At 37.6% G+C, this 23,672-nt stretch carries 2 protein-coding genes; both read right to left on the bottom strand.

Features of this window, described 5'->3' with window-relative positions:
* Nucleotides 1–57 precede the first annotated feature (57 nt).
* Nucleotides 58–14,031, bottom strand: coding sequence for an SLAP domain-containing protein (locus tag JF73_RS03740; protein ID WP_046327026.1), 13,974 nt, complete (start codon nucleotides 14,029–14,031; stop codon nucleotides 58–60).
* Between the two features lie 934 nt (nucleotides 14,032–14,965).
* On the bottom strand, nucleotides 14,966–23,605 hold the full coding sequence (locus tag JF73_RS03735; protein WP_046327025.1) for an SLAP domain-containing protein: 8,640 nt from the start codon (nucleotides 23,603–23,605) through the stop codon (nucleotides 14,966–14,968).
* Between the last annotated feature and the right edge of the window lie 67 nt (nucleotides 23,606–23,672).

Genomic DNA, 23,672 nt, shown 5'->3' with positions numbered 1-23,672 from the left:
GTGCCACAACTGTTATTTCTAACAATTGTGACACTTTTATTTTAGTTAAGAAATTGATTATCCTTTGATATTAGCTTTCTTAACAAATTTGTTCTTTGCTACGGTGTAATATTTCTTACCCTTAATCTTAACTGGATTACCATAGGTCTTTACGGACTTATGTTTCTTCAGCACTTTTTTACCAACACGATTGCCATACTGATTGTAAATGTAGGCGTTGCGTTTTAGTTTAAGTTTCTTAGAGTCGATATTGCCTGCGGCAATATACAAACCATCTTCAAGAACATAATAGATCTTCTTATTAACAACTTTTTGAGTTACCACATCAACTGTTGAACCTGCATTAATGATTAAGCCATTGGCACGAATACCTTTTTGATCGTAAAGGTATGCGTTATGCATAACTTTCTTATTAATCAGGATGTGTGATTGATCTCCGCTGGCAACTGCAGCTCCTTGTTTTGCTGTTGCACTCTTAAGCAATACATCTTGACTAGCAATATTAGCAGCCTTGATATAACGATTCTTAGCAATAGTGAAGTACTTCTTGCCGCGAATTTTGACGCTGCTGCCATAAGTGGCAATAGCTTTACCGGTCTTCAGTTTACCAGATTTCTTAACCCGCTTGCCATATTGGTTATAAATGTAAGCATTGTGCTTCAGCTTTTGGGCTGTGCTCTTAATGTTGCCAACTGCTACATAGTATTTCTTATCATTATCACCTTTATCAATTAAGACATAATATTGGTCACCGTTAATTGTTTCAATACCATATGTATCAAGAATTGAACCAGCTCCCAAAGTAATGCCGTTTGCACGTTTGCCATTGCCATCATAGAGGTAAGCATTGTGCATCAAGACAACTCTTTCAGAGTCTTCATTCTTCTTATCAGTATCCTTATCTTTATCATCAGTCTTATTTGGTTGATTCGGCAATATTCCAGGAGTTTGAGCACCACCGCCATTTTCTACAATGTTAGTGACATGAACATTAGCTTCAGTAGCATCACGATATAGTTGATCAATTCCGAGATTACGTTTTGCCGTAATTATTTCACTAACTGCCGAACTAGCTTCGATACTATTTAGAAGATCGTTGTAATCTTTTTGAATAGTTTGCTTAATCTGAGCTTTAGCAGAAGAATCATAATTATTGTCGCTATCAACCCGCTTATTAGCAGCCTTTTGGGCATCTGCTAAAGCGCCCTTGGCTATCAGTTTTTCACCTTCAAGTTCGGTTGTTAAGTCTGTAGGATTTGCTTTAAGTTTTGCTAGTGCAGCTTCATAACTTTGCTGAATGGCACTATCATCAGTGTCAGGACCAAATTTCTGTCTCAAATATGCAGTAGCAGCTTCACGAATCTTAGCAAGTCTTTGACTGAGAACTTCTTTATCTTGATTTATGATGTTGATAACTTCCTGACTGTCAGGAATTGTGTCACCAATTATCTTGTCAATTGCATCCTTACGAGCTTTATCCACACCAGCTGAATCGCTTGCTTGATCAATAGTACCATTCTTATCAATAGCGTGATGAACATCTTTGTTAATTTGGTTCTTGATAGCATCTTTTTCAGCTTGGGTATAGTCAGTACCATCTTTGTGCTTTAATTCATCAACTTTCTTCTTAGCATTTGTGCCAGTATCTTGAACTTCGCCTTTAGCCAATTCCCTTTCGGCTGCTAATTCGTGCTCTTTAACTTCATCAACCGATGCTCCAGTGATGTCCTTATTCGAGTTGAATGCTTTATCTACTTCAGTGGTATCTGCATCATTACCAAACTTATCCTTCAGTCTTGCTACCGCATCATCATGCTTTTTGCTCAATTCTGCTTTGGCATTTGAGATAGCTTGAGCTAAGTCTTTTTCATCATTACCTTTTAAGGCATTAATTTTATCAATAGCGGTTTGCTTAATTCTAGCAACATTGGCAACAGTTTCAGCTGAATCAATATCAACACTTGCCTGTTTTGCTATTTCATCTACCCGATCCTGATTATCTTTACTCAAGCTTGGCTTAGCTGTAGAAGCTGCTTTATTGACTTCATCTTTGGCAGCTACTTTACTGAAGGCTAGTTCAGCTGTTGCTGCTGCAGAATCAAATTGTCTAGAAGCATTGTCAACTGCTGCTGCAACCGCGTCTGCATTAGTAGCACTGTTTATCTTAGTTTCGGCTGCTTTCTTAGCATCCTCAATAGCGGCTAAAGCATTGTCATAATCAGTTTTAGTAGTTGCTTTTTGAGTGTCATCAAGCTTGTTATAAGCTTCATCAACACGGTTTTTAGCTTTAGTTGCTGCCTGGTCAACATTTGTTTTATTAGTTGACTTGATAGCAGCTAAGTCATCTTTATCTGATTGATCTGCAGAATTCTTAATACCCTTAATTGCAGTAATCGCTTTGTCACGAATGCTATTTACAGAATCAATTGTAGTTGCAGCGTCAATGTCTTTATTAGCTTGAGTAACAAGATCGTTGACCTTGTTCTTATCCTCTTGTCTATTTAAGCCACTCTTGATATCTTCAGCAACTGCTTTAACTGCGTCTTTAGCTGCAGCTTGAGCAAAGGCTAATTCAGCGTCATTTTTAGCTTTGTCAATGTCAGTCTTAGCCTTATCAGAAGCATTATTGACATCTTGCTTGGAAGTAGCTGAATCTATTGCTTTTTCAGCATCAGCTTTAGCCTGATCAATATCTGCTTTAGCTTTGTCATACTTATCTTTAACTTCCTTTTGCTGGTCAAGAGTCAGCTTATTATAATCATCATCAAGTTGTTTCTTAGCATTGTCTGCCGCAGCCTCGACTTTGGTCTTTTCGGTAAGTTTAGTATTTCCTAAATCTGTATCTGTAGCAGTTTTTTCAGCTGTATCAATTGCACTTTCTCCAGCTTTTTCAGCTGCGTCTGCCTTTTCGACAGTTGGCTGTGAACCAACAGTCTCTTTAGCATCATCACGAGCTTTATTGATTGATTCAATAGCCTTTTCTTTATCAGCGTCAGATAAATCAGACTTATTAATCTTGTCAATTGCTGCAGAAGCATGATCATCTAATTTCTTTTGGTCATTTGCAATAGCTGTATCTAAAGCTTTTGCATCCTCAAGAACTTTGCTCATGTTATCGATGCCTTCTTGTTTAGCACTGTTAACTTGGTCAGAAGTAGTTGTACCTACATCTTTAATCTTGTTAACTGCATCTTGGTAGAAGCGATCTACTTTATCTTTTAGAGCGGTCTTGTTTTCAGCACTGACATTTTTCAGGGAATCGATGCCATTTTTAACTTCAGTTTGTTTGTTAGTTAAAGCAGTAATTGCATCTTTCTTGTCATTATCAAGCTTAGTAGCAGCAGTTTGATCTGCAGTTGTCTTGACACTATCAATATCACTGATGGCTTGATCTCTAATATCATTGACTTTTTGCACTGTATCAGCTGTATTTAACTGTGTATTAGCTTCGTTGACAATGCCTTCAACTTTAGTCCTATCACTTTCAAGGCTCAAGCCATTTTCGATCTTATCTGCTTCATTCCTAATATCTTCTTTAGCAACTACCCTTGCAAAAGCTACTTCAGCCTGAGTGGCCGCCTGATCAAAGGCTGTATTTGCAGTTGAAACAGCTCCAGCCACTGCACTCTTATCTTTTGCTTGCGCAATAGCTTCATTTGCTGCTTTTTGTGCATTTTTAATTGCAGTAATAGCTTCATCATGATCTGCTTCAGTCTTGGTTTGTTGCAGCGAACTAAGCTTATTATATGCATCTTCAACCCGTTTTGTAGCGGCTGCAGCAGCTTCATCAACACTTGCCTGACTATTGTCTTTAGCTTCTTCTAACTTAGCTTGTTCAGCGGTCTCAATAGTATTCTTCACCTTATCAATATCATTGATAGCTTGATCTCTGATGTCATGGACCTTTTGCACTGTATCAGTTGAAGCATTGTCAATATTTGTTACTGCATCGTCAGCGATTTTCTGAACTGTTTCCTGATCTTTTTTGTCTTTTAGCTTCTTAATCACATTTGCAGCTTCAGCTTGAACCGCATCTTTAGCGGCTGTTTTTGCAAAAGCTACTTCTGCAGTGGTTGCTGCTGCGTTAATCTTGTTAACTCCATCATTAACTGCTGAAGTGATAGCATCTTTGCTTGTTGCTGCATTGACTGCATCAATGGCTGCAGTTTGGGCATTTTCAATTGCGGTAAGCGCATTATCATGGTCAAGTTTTGTTGCTGCCTTTTGACTTGAACTTAGTTTTTCATAAGCATCTTCAACTTGTTTCTTAGCAGCTTCTGCGGCATTAGAGATGTTCTGAGTGCTGTCTTTACGAGCCTGCTCTAGCAAAGCCTCATCTACTGCTGATGCAGTATTTTTAACAGCATTAATTGCACTAATAGCATTTTCTTTGATGCTATTTACTTTGTCTACCGTATCTGTTGCAGCATCATCAAAATCGGTATCTGCTTGATCAGAAATGTTTTGAACCTTTTGTTTATCAGCAGTGTTCTTTAACTGACTTTGAGCGTTAGCAGCTTCCTTGTGAACTACATCTTTAGCTGCCACTTTTGCGAAGTCTACCTCTGCTTTTGTTGCTTCCTGATCAAATTTTTGCTCTGCTGTTGCTGCTATGGCTACCACAGCATCTTTAGTTTCAGCATTTTGAATATCGGCAATTGCTTTTTGAAGTGCATTTTCAATTGAAGTAATTGCATTATCATGAACCTGCTTAGTTTTTTGTTGTTGATCTTTTTCCAGATCATTATAAGCTTTTTCTACTCGGGCCTTAGCTGCGTCTGCTGCACTGTTAATATTACCCTTTTGATTATTCTTAGTTTCTTCTAAGCTTGCTTGTTCATTGCCGTTAGCTGCGTCTTTAACAGCATCGATATCATCGATTGCTTTATCCCTAATACTGTTTACCTCTTGCACTGTGTCTGTAGCACTGTCGTTAAACTGGATATTAGCTTGGTTAACAATACCATCAACCTTGTTTTTATCAGCTTGAGACTTCAGGTCATTCTTAACCTTTGTTGCTTCCTTTTGAACAGCAGCTTTAGCTATAACTTTAGCAAAGGCTACTTCAGCTTTGGTTGCAATATCATTAAACTTAGTCTTAGCATCATCAACTGCCCCTTTAATTTCGTCAGCAGTTTGGGCTTGACCAATTTTGATATTTGCTGCATCGGCGGCATTGTCAATTGCAGTAAGAGCATTTTGGTATGCTTGATAATTATCATTCTTTTGGTCAGAATTAAGATTATTATAAGCATTTTCTACCCGTTTTTTAGCATCAGCAGCAGCACCATTAACATTGGTCTTACCATTATCCTTAGCTTGCTCCAAGGTAGCTTTGTCGACTGCCTCGGCAGTTGCTTTAACAGCATTGATATCGCTAATTGCCTTATCTCTTAATTGATTGACCATTGTGATATCGGTAGCTTTATCAATAGCAGTATCAGCTTGAGTTGAAATTACATCTACTTGTTTCTTATCAGCATCCTTACTCAAATTACCCTTAACAGTACTTGCCACTTTATCAACAGCATCTTTAGCTGCTACTTTGGCAAATGCTAATTTAGCTTCCGTTTCTGCTTGGGTGAAAGCCTGATCGGCGTCTCCGACAGCTTTACTTACGGCATCCTTATCTGTTGCTTTTTCTATAGCAGCTTTAGCTGCAGTTTGAGCATCGGTAATGGTTTGGATTGCCTTGTCATAATCTGTCTTAGTTGCTGCCTGTTCATCTGCACTAAGAGTATTATATGCATCCTTAATTCTTTGCTTTGCAGCTGTGGCAGCTTGATCAATACTCTGCTTAGAATCATCCTTAACTTTAGCTAAATCCTTCTGCTCATTTTCCTCAGCAGTATCTTTAACGGCATCGATGTCTTTAATAGCTTGAGCCGCAATAGTATTTACATTATCTACGCTTACAGCTGCAGCAAGATCATTTTCTGCCCGTAACACTATATTATCGACTTTAGCTTGGTCAACTTCCTGTTTCAAACCTTTTTTGACTTTATCAGCTTCAGCTTGGATTGCAGTCTTAGCTGTCACTCTAGCAAATGCCACCTCAGCTGTTGTAGCTGCCGCATCAAAGGCAGTAGACGCAGTACTTACCGCCTTAACAATTGCATCCGCATTTGCAGCCGCACTAATCGCATCATTTGCTGTTGCTTGGGCTTGAGAGATGTTAGCCATGGCTTTATTGTAATCACTTGCAGCTAAAACTTTTTCGTCTTTTCCGAGTTTGTCATAAGCATCTTGAACACGTTTTTTAGCAGCTTTAACTAAATCATCAACACTAGTCTTATTATTTTCCTTAGTTTGCTCCAGTTCTTTCTGTTCATTGTCATCAGCAGTTGCTTTTACATTACTTATATCGTTGATTGCTTTATCTCTAATGCTGTTTACCTTATCTACAGTATCTGTTCCAGTTGCGTCGATATCTTTATCTGCTTGATCAGAAATTTCCTGCACTTTTTTCTTATCATCAGATTTATTTAACTGATCTATGACAGATTTGGCTTTTTCATGAACTGCATCCTTAGCTGCTACCTTGGCGAAAGCTACTTCTGCTTCGTTTGCTGCTGCATCAATCTTATTAATACCCTCATTTGCTGCCTGAGTAATTTCTGCTTTTGAATTTAATGAAGAAATTGCATCATTAGCAGCTTTTTGTGCACTTGCAATTGCGCTAAGGGCGTCATCATGAGCCTGTTTGGCAACTGCTTGTTCAGTTCCCGTCAGCTTACTATATGCTGCTTCAACTCTCTTCTTAGCTGTTTCAGCTGCTTCATTAATATTCGCAGAACTGTCTTTGCGAGCTTCTTCAACAATAGCTTGATCTACCGCATTTGCCGTGTTTTTAACAGCCTTAATGGCACTAATAGCACTATCTTTAATGCTGTTTACTTTGGCAACAGTATCTGTCGAATTTTGGTCAATTTCTTTAATAGCATTGTTAGCGATGTTCTGCACAGAAGTCTTATCGTCTTGACCTTTAAGGTCGGCAATAGCACTCTGCTCTTCAGCCTGAATCGCATCTTTAGCAGCTGTTTTCGCAAATGCCACCTCTGCTTTTGTTGCTTCTTGATCAAGTTCCTGCTCAGCAGCTGCTGCTATATCGCTTACCGCATCCTTATTATCAGCACTGGCAATATCATTATTTGCTTTAAGGCGCGTATTTTCAATTGCAGCAAGAGTATCAGTATAGGTCTGCTTTGTTACATCTTGTTCAGCAGGTGTCAGCTGACCGTAAGCCGTATCAACCCGAGCTTTAGCGTTTGCTGCTGCTTTGTTAACATCACCAGTCCGATTATTCTTAGTTTCTTCCAGACTGGCTTGTTCACCACCATTAGCTTCCGCTCTAACAGCGTCGATATCTTTAATAGCCTGATCTCTAATACTGGTTACTTTAGCTACAGTATCAGTATTAGTGCTATTAATACTGGTAGTAGCAGTGTTAACAATATTGTCAACCCGATTCTTATCAGCATCAGCCTTTAGGTCTTGTTTAACCTTATTCGCTTCATTCAAAATATCTGCAACAGCTGTTACTTTAGCAAAAGCTACTTCCGCTTTTGTGGCTGCATTATCAAACTGAGTCTTAGCAGTTTTAACTATTTCTGATATTTGATCACTTGACTGTGCCAGTGCAATTTGGTTATTTGCACTATTTGCAGCATTATCAATCGCATCAAGGGCATTTTGGTAAGTCTGGTGATTAGCATTCTTTTGAGATTCATTCAACTTGCTATATGCATCATCGACACGTTTTCTAGCAGCATCAGCAGCTTCATTAACATTAGCGGTGTTGTTTTTCTTGTTTTCATTTAGCTGTGCTTCTTGAACAGCGTCTGCCACAGCTTTGACACCCTTAATATCATTGATAGCCTGGTCTCTTAGTCTAACCACGTCAGTGATAGTAGTAGCCTTGTCAATGTTAGTATTTGCTGTAGCTACTATCTCTTGTACCTTTTGCTGGTTTTCATTATCAAGACCGTTAGTGACTGCATCTGCAGCTGCTTTAACCGCAGCTTTAGCTCCCAATTTTGCAAATGATAGTTCTGTCTTGTTGGCAATATCATTAACTGCAGAAATTCCTGCTATAGCAGCATTTGTCGCATCATCTACTGTCTTTGCTGCTTGGATTGCCGCATCCGCAGTCTTCTTTGCCTCATTAATATCACTGACAGCTTTATTGTATTCTGACTTAGCCTGCTCTTGTTCAGCCGCAGATAACTCGTTATATGCATTCTGAACCCGTTGAATTGCTTCAGCTGCCGCTTTATCAATATTAGCTTTATTGACTGTTTGGGAATTGTCAACAGCTGCATCAGCTGTAGCTTTAACATTATCAATATCTTTAATTGCCTGGTCTTTAATGAAGTCAACTTTGGTAACACTATCAGCATTGTTCAAATCAGTTTGAGCCTGGGTTACTATACTATCTACTTTATTAAGATCAACTGTTTGCTTTAAGCCTTGCTTGACTTTGTCCGCTTCACTCTGAACTGCATCTATCGCAGCCACCTTGGCAAAGGCCAATTCGGCGTCAGAAGCTGCTTGTGTAAAGGCTTTATTAGCATTATCAACAGCTGTTGTGATTTCTGAATTAGTTTGTGCGGCAGCTATTGCAGTCTCTGCTACAGTCTTAGCTTTATCAATGGCATTATTAGCTGCGTTATAAGCAGTTTGAACTGCGGTCGTCTTTTGCTCATCAGCTGTGAGCTTATCATAAGCATCTTTGACCCGCTTCTTAGCGGCATCTGCTTGGGCATCAACACTTTCTCTGCTTAATTCTTGTGCTTTTTGAATTGTTTGCTCTGCATTACTTTTGACGTTGTCAATTGCCTTGATTGCATTCTCTTTTATTCTGTTTACATTATCAACGGTCTCAGCAGCACCAATGTCGGCTTTAGCTTGGTCAACAATTTCATCTACTTTATTTTGATCAGCTGTTTCTTTGAGGTTAGGTTTTACCTTTCCAGCTTCAGCTTGTACTGCGTCGTTAGCAGTAATCTTGACAAAGTTTAATTCAGCTGCATCTGCCAGCTTATTAATGTTTGTTGTACCTTCACTAGCTGCGGCAGCAACTTCAGTTTCAGTAGTCGCAGCTGCAATCTTGGCTTCAGCTGTAGTTTGAGCATTCTTAATGGCGGTAACAGCTTGGTCAAAAGCAGCTTCATTAGCTGACTGTTCAGCAGGTGTTAAGTTCTTATAAGCCGCTTCAACACGAGCAACCGCTTTTTTAGCTGCATCATCAATACTAGTCCTATTCAGCTCTTTTGCCTTTTCAACTTTTTCCTTTGAATTTGAATCAGCGGTGGTTTTGACCTGATCAATATCTTTGATCGCCTGATTTTTAATATTATTAATTGTTGGAATATCTGTAGCCGCATCAATTTTGCCATTAGCTGTAGTCACAATGCCATCAACTGTTTGTTGATCAGCTGTACTTAAATTCGGCTTAACCTTAGCAGCTTCATTTGCAATTGCTTCTTTAGCATCGGCTTGGGCAAATGTTACTTCTGTCTTAGTCTCAATAGCAGCAATTGCTTGTGTGCCTTTTTCTGCTGCAGTTATAATGTCTGCCACATTTTGGGCACTCTGAATATTATTTTTAGCAGTTTTTGCAGCTTGGTCAATATCATCTAAAGCTTTCTGTAACGATTCTTGGTAACTAGTTTGGTTAGCCTGTGACAACTTATTGTAAGCATCAGTTATCCGTTTCTTGGCTGCTGTGGCTGCCGTATCAATATTAGCAGTCTGCGTATCCTTGTTAGCCTTGATCTCAGCTTCCTTAACTACATCAGCAGTAGTTTTAACATTAGCAATATCTTTAATTGCCTGATCTTTAATGCTGTTGACCTTGTCGACTGTTGTCGCTTTTTGGAAATCGCTATTAGCTTTTGCTACGATACCATCAACTGTCTGTTGATCAGCTGCACTTAAATTCGGCTTGACAGTTTCAGCTGCTTTCTTGACAGCATCAACAGCTGCTATTTTGGCAAAAGCAACTTCAGCTGTAGTTGCCGCATTGTCAAACTTGTCTTTAGCAGCATTAAAGGCATTGATGATTGCATCTTTAGTTGTAGCAGCGTTAATCGTTTCGGTGGCTGCGGCTTTAGCCTGGTTAATAGCTAAAATTGCAGCCGCTTTATCGGCAGCAGCTTTTTCCTGCTGACCTGCTTCTGTCAAACTATTATAAGCTTTATTCACACGCTCAATTGCGCTATCAGCAGCAGCGTTAACGTTAGCAGTATTAGAAGTTTTAATAGCTTCAATGTTGGCTGCATTTGCGTTGTCTTCAACTGCTTTTATCGCCTTTTCGCCATCATCTTCAGCCTTATCTGCATCTTCAGCCGTTAATTGTTTGCCCACATTTATCTTGGCCTCATCACGCGCCTTGTTAATATCGGTTACTGCTTTTTGCTTGTCTTCATCAGACATGTCCGTCTTATTGATGCGGTCTGCTGCAGCTTGGGCGTATTCATCAAGTTTTTTCTGGTCAAAAACAATTTCCTTACCCAGTGCTGCAGCTTTGTTCCAAACACTGTTAATGTTTATAATCCCAGTGTTCTTCTCAATGTCTACTTGTTCAACGCTTGCTGGTGACGGGTTATTAACTTTGTCAACAGCGTCTTGATAGTAAGCTTCAACTTCCTTATTAAATGCAGTTTTAGCTTCAGTACTGATATTCTTTAAATTAGCGATGTTATCTTCAACAGTTGCCTTTTCAGCTGCTAATTCGTCCAAAGCGTCTTCTTTAGCAGTCTTTAAGTCACTTGCAGCTTTATCAATAAGTTGTTGTGTTTTAGCATCTGTCAAAGCTTGATCAATGTCTGCTACACCCTTAGCTTGCGCTTTAGTGATTTCATCAAAACTTTCACAGTCATCAATAGCTTTCTTTGCGGCTTCGTATGCTTTTTGAGCCTGATCTTGATATATCTTAACGTTGTCCTGAGTTAAACCACTGTTTGCTAAATCAGCAATTTGGTTAGCTACACCAGGCATCCCGGAAGTACCGTTACCATTAAGTTCATTTTCAAGTGCTTGTTTAGCAGCTTCTTTGGCTGAAGCTAATTTATCTTGCTCTGCTGATTCTTCATTAGCAATTTGCAAAGCTTTATTCACAAGATCAAGAGCCGCTCCTCTGCGTCTGTTGACTTCAGCAATTGTATCTGCACCATAAACTGTTGTGTCTTTATTAGATTCAGTGACTGAATCTGCCATTGCCAATGCTTTAGCCAGCTCATCTTCAAAAGTCTGTGATTGACTTTCTTTTAAATTAGTTGGCTTCTTGCTTTCGGCATCTTTTACCGCGTTTCTGATCGTAGTAGCAGCGTCGTCTTGAGCTTCTGATAAAGTAAGGATATCTATACTCTTAACTATCGGACGAGAACCTACTGCGACAACTTCTGGACTGTATTCAACGAAATTGGCGTTAGGTGTTATTTCAACTTTATCACCCTTATTCATATTTAGGGTAATACCAGCAGGTATTGTTACTGAGAAAGTACCGTCTGGGTTAATTGCGGAAGTAAAGACCTTAGGCAGTTCCGGAACCCGGTCAATAATATTGCCACGGTATGTATCATTAGTATTGGCATAAGGCTTCAGATTTTTATCTTCCTGAATAACCCGGTTATATTTAGCATTGCTGCTAATGTATCTAATAATTACATAACCCTTAGTACCCTTAGGGAAGTACTTATAAAAGGCATTATCATTACTTGGACCATCTTCTGCTTCGGTGTAGTTCTTAACTTTGCCTTTGATAGTCCTAGAACCATCGTTATTCTTGATAACTTGTAAATTATCATCATCAATATCCAAGAATCCACTTGGGTTAGCAGGAACAAAGGTCACGTTATTATAGCTGTCAGAATCTGAACTGCTGAGAGCATTTTCTAAAGCATTTTTGATAATATCATCTAATCTATTAGATTCTGGATTCTTAACAGCAGCTTCAGCAGCAGTTAAGAAAGAACCAAATTTTCTGTCGTTAATAATATCTTTAATGGCAGGATCGTTCTTAATTTCATCTAACTGCTCTTGAGTCAAAGTCTTATTGCCATCAAGCATTTCGATAGTATTTACAGAAATACCCTTCGCTGATTTCTGCAGTTGTAAAACATGCAAAGGCGGCAATGTGAATCTGCTGCCAGAGTTAGTTTGCAGCTGCTGGCGAACATTAGTAATTGTGATCTTGTTATTGCCAATAATGCTGGTTGCAGTGTTTTTATTATTATGAGAATCCAAAATAAATGATGTCGGGTTGTTAATTTTTAAAGTTCCACCATGAACATCAAGTAGATTAATAGCCCCTGTGCCTGGTTTATCGCCTAATCTAATATTAAAGGCACCATTTTCAACATCAGCAGAGCCAGTAATATAAACTAGTGTGCCAGAGTAATCACCCATGTTACTACCCAGAATATTTAATTCGCCATTAGGACTAATGTTCAAATTACCGTTATCATAAAATAGATTTCCTGAAGCAGCGTCAGTAATATTACCATTCGTATTAATATTGACTTGGCCATTCTGTAAAATGTTAAATGTTGAACCCGAATCTTTTAAATAAACAGCCCTGGCTTTACCGGCATCTCTTGTGCCCTTATAAGGTCTCACTTTATTTAGGCCAATATTAATATTCAAGACGCCACCAACTTGAACAATTCCGCCGCTTTCCATGTAAATGGCGCTAAAAGGTTTTCCCCCCTCACCAGTGCTTCTGTTTTCATCAAAGTCTTGCACGGGATTAAGTGTTACGGTTGCACCTCTGTCAATTTTGACAGTGTTAGTCTTACTCTTCATTTCGATTATAGTGCCACCGTACGTTGAACCGACAAATTCACCATCCAAGAATTCTATGCTGTCATTTTCATTTCCATTAGTAAACTCAAACATTTGTTGATCAGTATGGTTGGGCCATTTTGCAGTATGAACGTCATTATTTCCGGTAAAAAAGATGTGAGTATTGCTACCAGCATAGATTAATTGCGACCCTTCAAACGAGCAATCCTTAAACATAATGTTGGCATGATAATTATCACTTACATATTCGGTATCCCAAACACCGTAATAGTCCCCACTGCGCATATTAAGACTTTGATAAGTAATATCTGCATTTGTACCACGGCTTTGTCTAGGTGAATAGCCAGTGAAATCAAGTTTATATTTGGCATCTCCGTTTGATCTAATTAAGAGAGTACGCCCAGGAACATTAAATCTATTATTGCCATTATTAGGATCTGCGCTAACATCATTCATTAAAATAATTTCAGTGATATTTATATTGTTAAGCGCATCTTGAAAATCTTTCCAGTTATAAACCTGATAAGAAAAACCATCGCCAGCATCCTTGACTAATGGATTTTTATTTTTAGCAGGCGCAATTTTATCCGTGCTGTTATTTTGCTCATCATTATTGCTAGTATCATCACCCGGCTTAATCACATTTGCCTGTGAATCTTCTGGCAATTTGCCATCACTGGCTGTGTTGTCTCCTGAGGTAATATCAGTGTTAGTGTCTTTACCAGTTGAATCAGTTTTTCCCGGTGTGACTGCATTTGCATCATTTGCCTCAGTATCTGGCTGCTTAACAGCAGTAGATTGATCGGATTCTTTACTATCTTTCTTTGTCTGCTCTTTTGTGGTTTTTGTCTTGCTGACAGATTTCGAGTCTTCATCACTACTCTTCAAAAATGAAGATAAGCCTGAAAAAGTAGATAATTTTGGCTCTTTTTCGGTCTTTTTGGTTTGTCTATCATCCTGAGTTGATTGAGAAGCAGCCTTATTATTTTCTGTTGCAGCTTCACTCAAATCAGACTCGGATGACTTGGTTTCAGTTTTTCTATCGACTTGTTGGGTTGATAGATCAGTATCGGCTTTAACCGTTTGACTACCCAAACCCAGAAAAGTGAATCCTAACAAAACAGAAGCGGCACCGATCGTCAATTTGCGAATTGAAAAGCGGTCTTGCTTTTGTTGCATTTCCATTTTTCTTAGTCGTTCTTTAAAGTTATTTTTCCCTAACATAAGTTGTCCTTCCTTGAATTAAAAATACACTTTGAATTTTATAACTAGCGTTATTCATTGTCAATATAGTATTTAGCAATAGATGTTAAGCTATAAATAACCGTTATTTTTAAAAATTGTTAATTCTGATTAAAAATAACTTTATTATTTTTATAAGTTACTATTTTACTGCCATTTAAGCCAATTAAATAAAAATAACTAAAAGTGATTAAAGGAAAAACTATTTTGCAAATTAGTTTGAAATTGTTTTTTATTACATTTGTGATACAAATTTATCTAGTATGTTTTCGTATATTAAATAACACATACAAATTATTTTTAGTTATAACTTATTTATTTATTATTTTTAACTATGTTATTTAAATTAGTAGTAAATTTTTGCCCACAAAAATACTCCCAAATCTGGCCAAAACTTGGGAGTAATATTATTTAATAAACTGAAATAACTTTTTTAAATAGGTGATTTTGCGACTTGATCGCTTCGTTAACAGACACGAAATGATGACCTTTAATTTCTACTCTGACTGGTCATCAAAATAATTTTTGCTTGGTTCTAACCCTTGGAGTGCTAATTTTAGTCTGAAAATGTAACTTCTTTTGTTATGATCATTTTGCCGGCATTAAAACTATAGCAAATAAACAGCCACATACTTAATAGCTAAGACTTTCTTTTAAAATTTCAGTGGCTATTCATTTACTTTTCCTGCTATTAAACTAAAATTACTCGTCTGGAATTACGGCCAGAAAGCAAAGCGCTGTAATATCCAATTATTTATGTTAAAGCAACTAGCAGCTTAAAGCTGCAAACCTATTTTTAGCAGTAATTAAGAATAGTGTTTTAATAAAAAGTCCAGACGCAAAAATACCCCAAATTTACCTTAAATTTGGGGTATTTTGTGGTTTTAGCAACTAGTCAATCTTAAAGATTAATTGCCTAAAAGTTTGCCTTCTTCACATATTTACCACTAGCTACAACATAAAATTTCTTATGACCGATTTTAACTGGATTACCATAAGTTTTTACAACTTTATGTTTCTTCAAAACTTTTTTACCTAAACGATGACCATACTTGCTATAGATATAAGCATTATGTTTCAGTTTTAATTTCTTAGCGTCAACATTGCCACTATCTATCAGTAGACCATCTGCTAAGGCATAATATGTTTTGCCCTTAACCGTCTTTTTGCCAGTAGTTTCTATTTCTGAACCAGAATTAATGATTAACTTGTTGGCACGTTTGCCGTTTTCATCATAGAGATAAGCATTGTGCATTAACTTTTTAACTACAGTGGTAGTTGCTGGAGTAGTAGTATTGCTACTTGTTGCTGTCACTTCTTCCTTAGCAGTTTGGGCTGCCGTGACTGGTGCAACGTTAGCAGCTTTGATATAGCGGTTTTTACCAATAGTAAAGTATTTCTTACCGCGAATTTTGACTGCTGCGCCGTAAGTGTTAACTGTTTTACCTTTCTTGAACACTCCAGGCTTCTTAACTCTCTTACCCACTTGATTATATACATAAGAATTATGCTTAACTTTTTGGGTAGTAGCTTGACCATTACTTGCAGCAACATAATATTTCTTATTGTTAGCACCTTGATCAACTAGAACGTAGTATTCTTTACCATTAATTGTCTTGGTACCATAAGTGATAACTGTAGAGCCAGCTCCTAAAGTAACCTTGTTTGCGCGTTTACCATCTTCGTCATAAAGATAAGCATTGTGCATTAAAGTCACATTAGTGCTTTCACCTAAGTCATTTGGCGCACCATTTGTTCCATTTTCTTTATCAGTAGTTGGCTGCTTAGGTGGATTTACAGGATTGGAAGTCGTATTACCATTACTGTTAGAAGTAGAATTGCCTCCATCGTTGTTAGAGTTATTATTGCCATTGTTGTTATTGTTGGCACTATCTTTAATAATTTTATCAATGACAGTTGAATCCGATGAAGCCTTATTAATCGTCTCAATACCATCGTCACGCTTGCCGTCAATATCAGTTAGAGTATTATTTTGATTAATCTTTTCCTGAGCATCAGCTAAAATGCGGTCGATTTCAGTCTTAATCACAGCTTTTTCATCATTAGTATAATTATCACCATTCTCATGCTTTACTTTGTTATTATCAATTTTCTTCTTAGCATTAGTAGCAGCATCAGAAACAGCAGCTTTGGCAATTTCCCGTATTCCAGTTAGTCTATTATTCGAAACTTCATCGTAAGAATTACCAGATATATATTTATATTTGTCATGCTCACTGTTAGTTGCATAAATCCATGCAGAATCACCAAAATATTTTTGATTCTGAGCAACTGCACCTTTGTACTCAGCCTCAATATCCCTATTGGCAGAACTCTTAACTGTGTACAATGCTTGCTGCATTAACTGATCAATTGCTTGTCTTGTCATGTCAATATCATGGTTCATCTGATTGGCAATATTTTCATAAGATGCATCAGCTTGAGCATCCTGAGTAAGCACAGTATTGATACTTCCGTGTATGCCATCAAGTCTATTTTTGAAGTGATCCCTATCCTGAGGAAGTAGACTATCTATATCATTAAGCGTGTCCTTTGCTTTATTAAACATATCATTAACTTGTTCTTTGGCCATTAGCCCATTATAAGCATTGATTCCTTTGCTATACGATTGGGTTGTAGAGCCAATATTTGTTGAATGCTTAATTGCATCAATTGCTTCACGTATAGCTTGAATATTGCTTTGATAATCAGGATTGGCTTTTTGTTCTTCAGTTAACCCATTGTACCCAGCTTCTAGACCTGTTACTTCATTTCCAGCACCCTTTAAGGCATTAGCTTGATTATAATCAAACCATTCAGAAGTATTTTGATAAGTATCAGTTAGCTTAGTACCAATTTGATTTTCGTCAGTCGGAATTTTGTTGATATCAGTTTGCTGCTCTATGCTTGCTTTTTCATTTGCATATAAATCATCAACTATCTTGTTCAATGCTTTCTTTTGAGCGGCAGTTAGTTGAGATAACCCAATAATGTTGTGAGTTGTTGCATATTTTCTTTGTAAAATATCCTCTGCCTTTGCTTTCGCAGCAGCAAGATCAGTATCTTTTTCAACATCAGCAAATCCAGGAATGTGACTACCGGAATCACTATCAGAATATCCTTGAGTTGCGTTGCTGACAATCTGATCAACGTCCTTTTTGACGTCATCTGTAGAGCGATCATTTCCGTTCTTATCTATTGTTGGAACTGCGTTAATCTTTGCTTTGCTCTGATCGTAAATATCCTGAATCTTCTGCTTTTGCTTTTGTAAATCAGAGTTTACTAAACCAGAATCTTCAAGCTTTTTATCAGCTTCTGCTTTTTGCTCAAGAAGATTATTAATAGCATTTTGCTTAATTTGATATATTTTTTCTTTATCTTGGGCAGTTTGGTAAAGCTGGTTAATTCCAGTTTCACCTAAATTGATTGGGTGTCCTTCGCTATCGAGCCCCTTTTCAATGTTTTGCAATTTTTGTTTAGCATTTTCGAGATCTGTTATTGTCGGACTGCTTGGTAAAGCAACTTTACTAATTTCATCCTTGGTCTTTTGAATCAACTGGTTAAGCTGGTCCTGTAAATCCGCCTTTTGCTGATCAGTTAAATCGCTGGCAACTTGGCTAATACTGCCCTTATCTTTGACATACTTATCAATAGCCGCAATTTGCTTATTCTTTTCACTTAGTAAATTGGCTGGAATACCTGCTTGATCTATAGCGGCCTCACCAGCTTTTTCAACTTGACCTAAGTCTGCATTATCATCGGCACTATATAAGTCGCTAACAGCTTTTTGCATTGCGTTATTTATTGCAGCTTCATTTTGGCTTATTTCGTTCGGATCAAGTCCTGAACTTGGCAATTTTGCCTTAGCAGCTTCAGCATATTCTTTCAGAGTATTAATTTGCTTGTTCTTTTCTTCGAATCGCTGAGTTAAGCCAGTAATTGCATCATTACCAGCTTGCGCTGCTTGATTCATTGCACTATTTGCATCAGTCTCATTGTTTTGAGCAGCTTGAATATTTTGAGCAGCTTTATCACGTTCGGACTTAATGCGATCTCTCATCTGATCCGCCAGATTAGGATTGTCTTTAGCAATTTTATCTGCAGCTTCATTTGCCTTGTTAACTGCATCTTGCAACTTAGTCAATGCATTATTGACAGATTCTGCTTTGATGATTTCATTATTAACTTTATTCAAATCAGCATTATTCTGATCTTTAGCATCAGATAATTGATCCTGGTTGGTAGCAGAGTTTATTCTAGTTTCACCTGACTGACGAATTTGATCAATTTTATTCTTCAAATCATTATATTGGTCTTGACCTAATTTTTTATCAGCCATGTCTTGATCAATTTGCTGTTGTAATTTATTAGTTGAATTATCAAAATCATTTTTAGCAGAAGTCTTAGCGTTAGTAATGTTCTCATCATTAGCTGTATCAACAATTGCTTCAATTGCTTTATTACCCTCATCTTGAGCCTTTTGCACATCATCTTCATTTTGAGCTTTATCAATATTGTCTTTGGCCTTATCCCGCTCGCTTTCAATTGTAGATTTATCTTTAGCATCACCATCAATTGAAGTTTGGGCTTTATCATCTAAAGCAGATTTTGCTTTATTTTTGGCCGCCTGCAGTTTAGCATCAGCTAAAGCCTGATAAATATTACTTAAACCCGTATTCTTTTCTGTGTCAATGTTCTCTAATAGAGCGCCACTAACGTTTGCAACCGCATGATCATAAGCATCTTGTGCTTGCTGTTTAAACTTAGCCAGCTGATCAGAGGTTAAATCACTTAAACCATTTATTTCTGGTAGAACACCGGTAGCAGTTGAGTCCTTTCCAAGAGCTTTATCAAGCTCTTTAATTGCTTGATCTCTTTGCTTACGAATATCCTCTGCATCACTCTCACTTGCATTAGCAACTACGTTACTAATTCCCTGTAAGGTATTATTTTTGATTTTCTCAACTGTAGCGCTATCATTGGCCGCTCCAATATCTTTAATGCCTAAATCAGCCACTGCAAAAACTGCGTTTTGGTCTCGTGAATCATTTAGTTTAGCTCGAGCCGCGTATGCTGTATTTTTAATCAAATCGGTGGCAACAACTTTATCACTAGCTAACTTGGCAGCAGATTCAATGTTATTAATTTTATTTAATGCATCTTGATAAATACCGGTTAGTTGCTCTTTATTTGTGGCAGCGTCAATTTTACTATTTGCATCCGTTGGGATTGTACCAAGTTGATTAATTGCATCATTAAATTTATCTTTTACTTCATTTCTTTGGTCTGTAGATAATTTGCTAAAAATGTCACTTAAGCGATTATTGGCACTGCTAGCAGCATTGGCAATACTATTCTTAATGTCAGTTTTAGATGTATTAAAACCATTACCTGTAGCTTCTGCAGCGTCAATATCTGATTCGCCCTTTTTCTCAACTGTATTAGCATCGGAAATGGCATCTGTAGAATCAACTGCTGATTTTGCATTATCACGTGCGGATGTAATGTTACTAATCGTTGTGTTCTTGGCATCATTGGTAATATCCGACGAATTATTAATTCGGTCAATCGCCTTTTGAGCATAATCATCAAGCTTTTGCTTATTGAGAATCTTGTTAACATTTACATCACTAATCACATTATCAATTAATGACTTACCGCTTTGAACGATTTCATTAAGTTGCCCGTTAGTAGTGGTGGTTTTATTATTAATTCCATTAACACCGATATTATATATAGCATCCACTTTTGCACGTAAATCTGCTTTGTTGGCACTGGTAATCTGATCCATATTGCCAATCTGTTCTTTTACTTTATTGCGCTCATCCATTAAAGCTGCTAAAGCCTGATCTTTTGCAGACTGCAAGTTTGCTGCAGTTTGAATGTTTGCTAAATCATTTTTACCTTTAGTTAATGCTGCATCTATATCATCTTTATTTGCACCTTGAATGGCAGTTTGAGCCTGATTGAAGGCATTGGTAATCTGATTATAGTAGTCATTCTTTTCGGTTACTCCTAAATTAGGATCATTAGTTATCTGACTGCTTGCAGAATCACGCGCATCTTTTAATTTTCCAATTGCAGTTTGACGCTGTTGTTCTAAGGCCTGAGCTTCGAGATCAGGAGAAAGAGAATTAATAACAGAATTAATGGCATCAATTCCTGTTTGAGCATCAGTGTTAATATCAGTTACTGTATGGTCATTAGTGATCGCCTGGATTGCTTGATCATAACCCGCATCAATCTGGTCCTGTTTTGCTTGAACTATTGCCGGATCAAGATGAGAATTTGCAAGAGTATTTTTGGCATTAGCCTTGGCCTGTTGCAATTTACTTATTGCCTGAGCCTTAGTGGCTGTGATTTGAGCAGCACCTAAATCTTTAAGAATATTGTTTTGACCTTCTTGCTTTGCCGAAGTGATATCAGAAACATTTTGAGACGAAGCAATTTTAGCCTTTGCAGCATGGGCATCTTGATCAATTTGGTCTTCATAATACTTCTTATTTGAAGGACTGAGTTGACTATCATCAATGCTTTCAATTTTAGCTTTTGCATCATTAACAGCTGTATCAATGTCTTGAGCTGCATTGGTTCTAGCTTCTTCTACCTCCTTATTGGCAGTACCCTGTGCATCGCTTACAATATTATCTATACTGTTTTTAGCGTTAGTGACTGTCTCAACGATTTTAGAACTAGCGACCTTGTTTAAAATATCGATATTGTCGTTAACTACCTTGCTGATTTGATCATGATATGCTTTCTTTTGTTCATCAGTCAGATTGCTTGTCTGATCGATTTGATTATTAGCTTTTGTTTGCGCTTGTCTGATCTGCTTGATAGCATCAGCTAAGGAATTGTTACGCTCACCCTTAGCTTTAGCTGAAGCCAGTAAGTTGTTCAAGGCAGCAATACCATCATTACGCGCTGAATCAATTGCAGTTAAACTGTCTGCCTGATCAATGCGCTGGTTATAACCAAGAGGAGTTGTTAAATTGTTAAGTAACTTCTGTGCAGCCGCAACGCTATCATCAATATCATTTGCTGACAAACCAGGCAAACTACGCAGTTGGGTTTCGATATCGCTTTCAGCTTTAGCAAGTTTAATCTTAGAAAGCTGTCTTAAAATTGATCGCTTAGTTGACTCCTCGGTTGTTGAAACAGCAGTAGAATCGCTGGCTTGATCAATATTGGTCAAACCATCATTTACTGTTTTCTCGATATCAGAGTTTGAAGAAATCCCTAACGAATTTTCATTGGCGCTCGCATAACCCAAAATCTCAGCCTTTGCAGCATTTTGATCAAAAATAGTTTGTGCAGCTGCTTCTCTTTGTTTGATCGCAGTGTTATCAGATGTTCCGTAAATTGACTTTTGCTCATCATACTTAGAACTTCCTGGTTTAGCAGTTGCAACTTCAGTTGCTTGATCAATTGCATCTAGTAAAGGAGTCTGTTGATTTAAACTAATGCCTGAATTTTGTACTCGCTCTTTGGCAGCCGCAGCTGCAGCCTTAATTTTACTTGCTTCTTGATCAGCATTTATCTCCTTAATAGACTCCTTACCCTTGGAACCATCAGGATCATCACCGGTAATAATGTTATGAACTGCTTGATTATAAGAATCTTTTATTTCTGCAGTTTTATCGGCATGGTTTTTAATTTCATCTTGAGCAACAGCCTGTAAGTCTTTTAGGGCCTGAATTGTTTTGTTAACTTGATCAATTATACCTTGAGCTTCTTTTTGGTGTCCATCCACTGATACTTGATCAAGGTCTTTTTCAATGTCACCTTCCGGTTGAGCAATAGCCTGAGCGCGCGACAAACGACTAGTTAGCTTTAATACTTCGTCCTTCTCTTCTTTACTCAAATTAGGATCGTTTGCAAGCTTGTAAGTATCGACATAGACCTGATCAATTTTTTGTTTAAGATCAATTTCAATACTCTTTTTATAGCCATAAGCTGCTTGATCAATCGCATTAATACCATTCTTCATTGCTTCAGTAATATCTTTATCAGCTTGAATACCTTTCACAGTATTAATTGCTTTATCACGTGCAGCATTAATTGCATCTACCATTGTAGGGAATCTCTTTGACTGCAATGTGGCTTCATTATTTAAATTAGTTATTGCACTATCGCGAGACGACTCGATAGTTGAAGAATTTTGCGCCTGACTTACAATATTCTTAATTACATCAAGAGCAGCATTCTTACGATTGTTAACCTCGCTTAAAGTGTTTGCACTTGAAGCATAAACTGAAGTTTTTTCGTTATTAGTATCAATTGTTTTGGATGCAGCGGCCGCAACTTTATCTAATTGCTCATTAAAGTCTTTAACTTGAGCTTCAGATAGGTTGTTAGGTCTATGAATTTTCGCATCACTAATTGCGTCAGTTATTGCCTTAGCAGCTTGATCTTGTGCATCAGACAAAGTTAAAATATCTAAGTTTTTAACAATTGGGCGACGTCTTGCAGCTACACTTGATGGATCGTAGCTAACAAAGTTTGCATTTGGAGTTAATTCTACAGAGTAACCTTTATCAAACTTAATCGTTTGATCGGCTGGAATAGTAAAACTAAATGAACCATCATCATTTACAATTGCTGCAAATTGTGTTGGTAAAGGGCTCAAAGAACTGTTGCTTGAATCTCTTATGGTGTCTTTTGTTTGCGAATATGGGTTGTCAATTAAATTCTTGCCATTTTGATCCTTTGGTGTCCACGCAGTTTTTACTCCCATACTATCGATTAAATTAGCCATAATATATGCTTTAGTCGCAACTGGGAGAATCAAACTAAATGGGTTTTTCAAATTTTCTGGATCTGAATCCGGACCATCAACAGTAAAATTATAATTAATTACGCTGCCTGGTTCACCGGAAATTGTTTGTGAACCATCAGAATTTCTGGTTATCTGTACCTTACCAGGATCAATATCCAAAAAACCACTCGGATTGGCTGGAATGAAACTAATGTTGTTATAGCCAAAATTATTGCTATTATTGAATGCTTTCTGAATAATATCCGAAAAGATTTGGTCGTAAGTCCAGCCGTTCTTAATCCCATCAGCCAACGAATTTTGAACATCAGGCGGCAATTTATCAAGTGAAATATGAGCTTTGGCTGCCTGTGCTTTAATTTCTGCTAATTTATCTGCAGTTAGCTTTTCTTGACCATTAAGCAACTCAATATTATCAACTGCAATTGTATTGTCAGTTTTCCTAACAGTTAAAACGTGAAATGGTGGCAATGTTACTTTACCAACCCCAGTTTGTGTTGAGCTCAAATCAAACTGCTGCCGCACATTTGTTAAGGTAATCGGCATTGTGCCGATAATACTCGTAGCAGGATTGGTATTGCCCTGGACATTCAAAATTAATGAGGTAGGATTATTAACAAATAACTTCCCGCCTTGCACATCTACCAAAAGTATTTGGCCATTACCGCCATCTACGTATCTACCATTTGGACCTAGCTTTCCAAGAACGATATTGAAACCACCGTTTTCAATATTGGCCGTACCCCTAATTAGGACTAAAGTACCAGAATAGTCGCCCATATTTGAGCCATTAATGTTTAACGATCCTCGTGGTAAAATGTTAAAATTACCACCATCATAAATCAGG

Source organism: Lactobacillus helsingborgensis (assembly GCF_000970855.1).
Taxonomy (GTDB): Bacteria; Bacillota; Bacilli; order Lactobacillales; family Lactobacillaceae; genus Lactobacillus; species Lactobacillus helsingborgensis.
The sequence above is the reverse complement of the archived record's forward strand: the minus strand, read 5'-3'. Positions and strand labels throughout refer to the sequence as shown.

What these genes read in the sequence shown, in the direction of transcription:
- JF73_RS03740 (WP_046327026.1), bottom strand. Translation starts at nt 14,031, where the DNA reads ATGTTAGGGAAAAATAACTTTAAAGAACGACTAAGAAAAATGGAAATG.
- JF73_RS03735 (WP_046327025.1), bottom strand. Translation starts at nt 23,605, where the DNA reads ATGGGCGACTATTCTGGTACTTTAGTCCTAATTAGGGGTACGGCCAAT.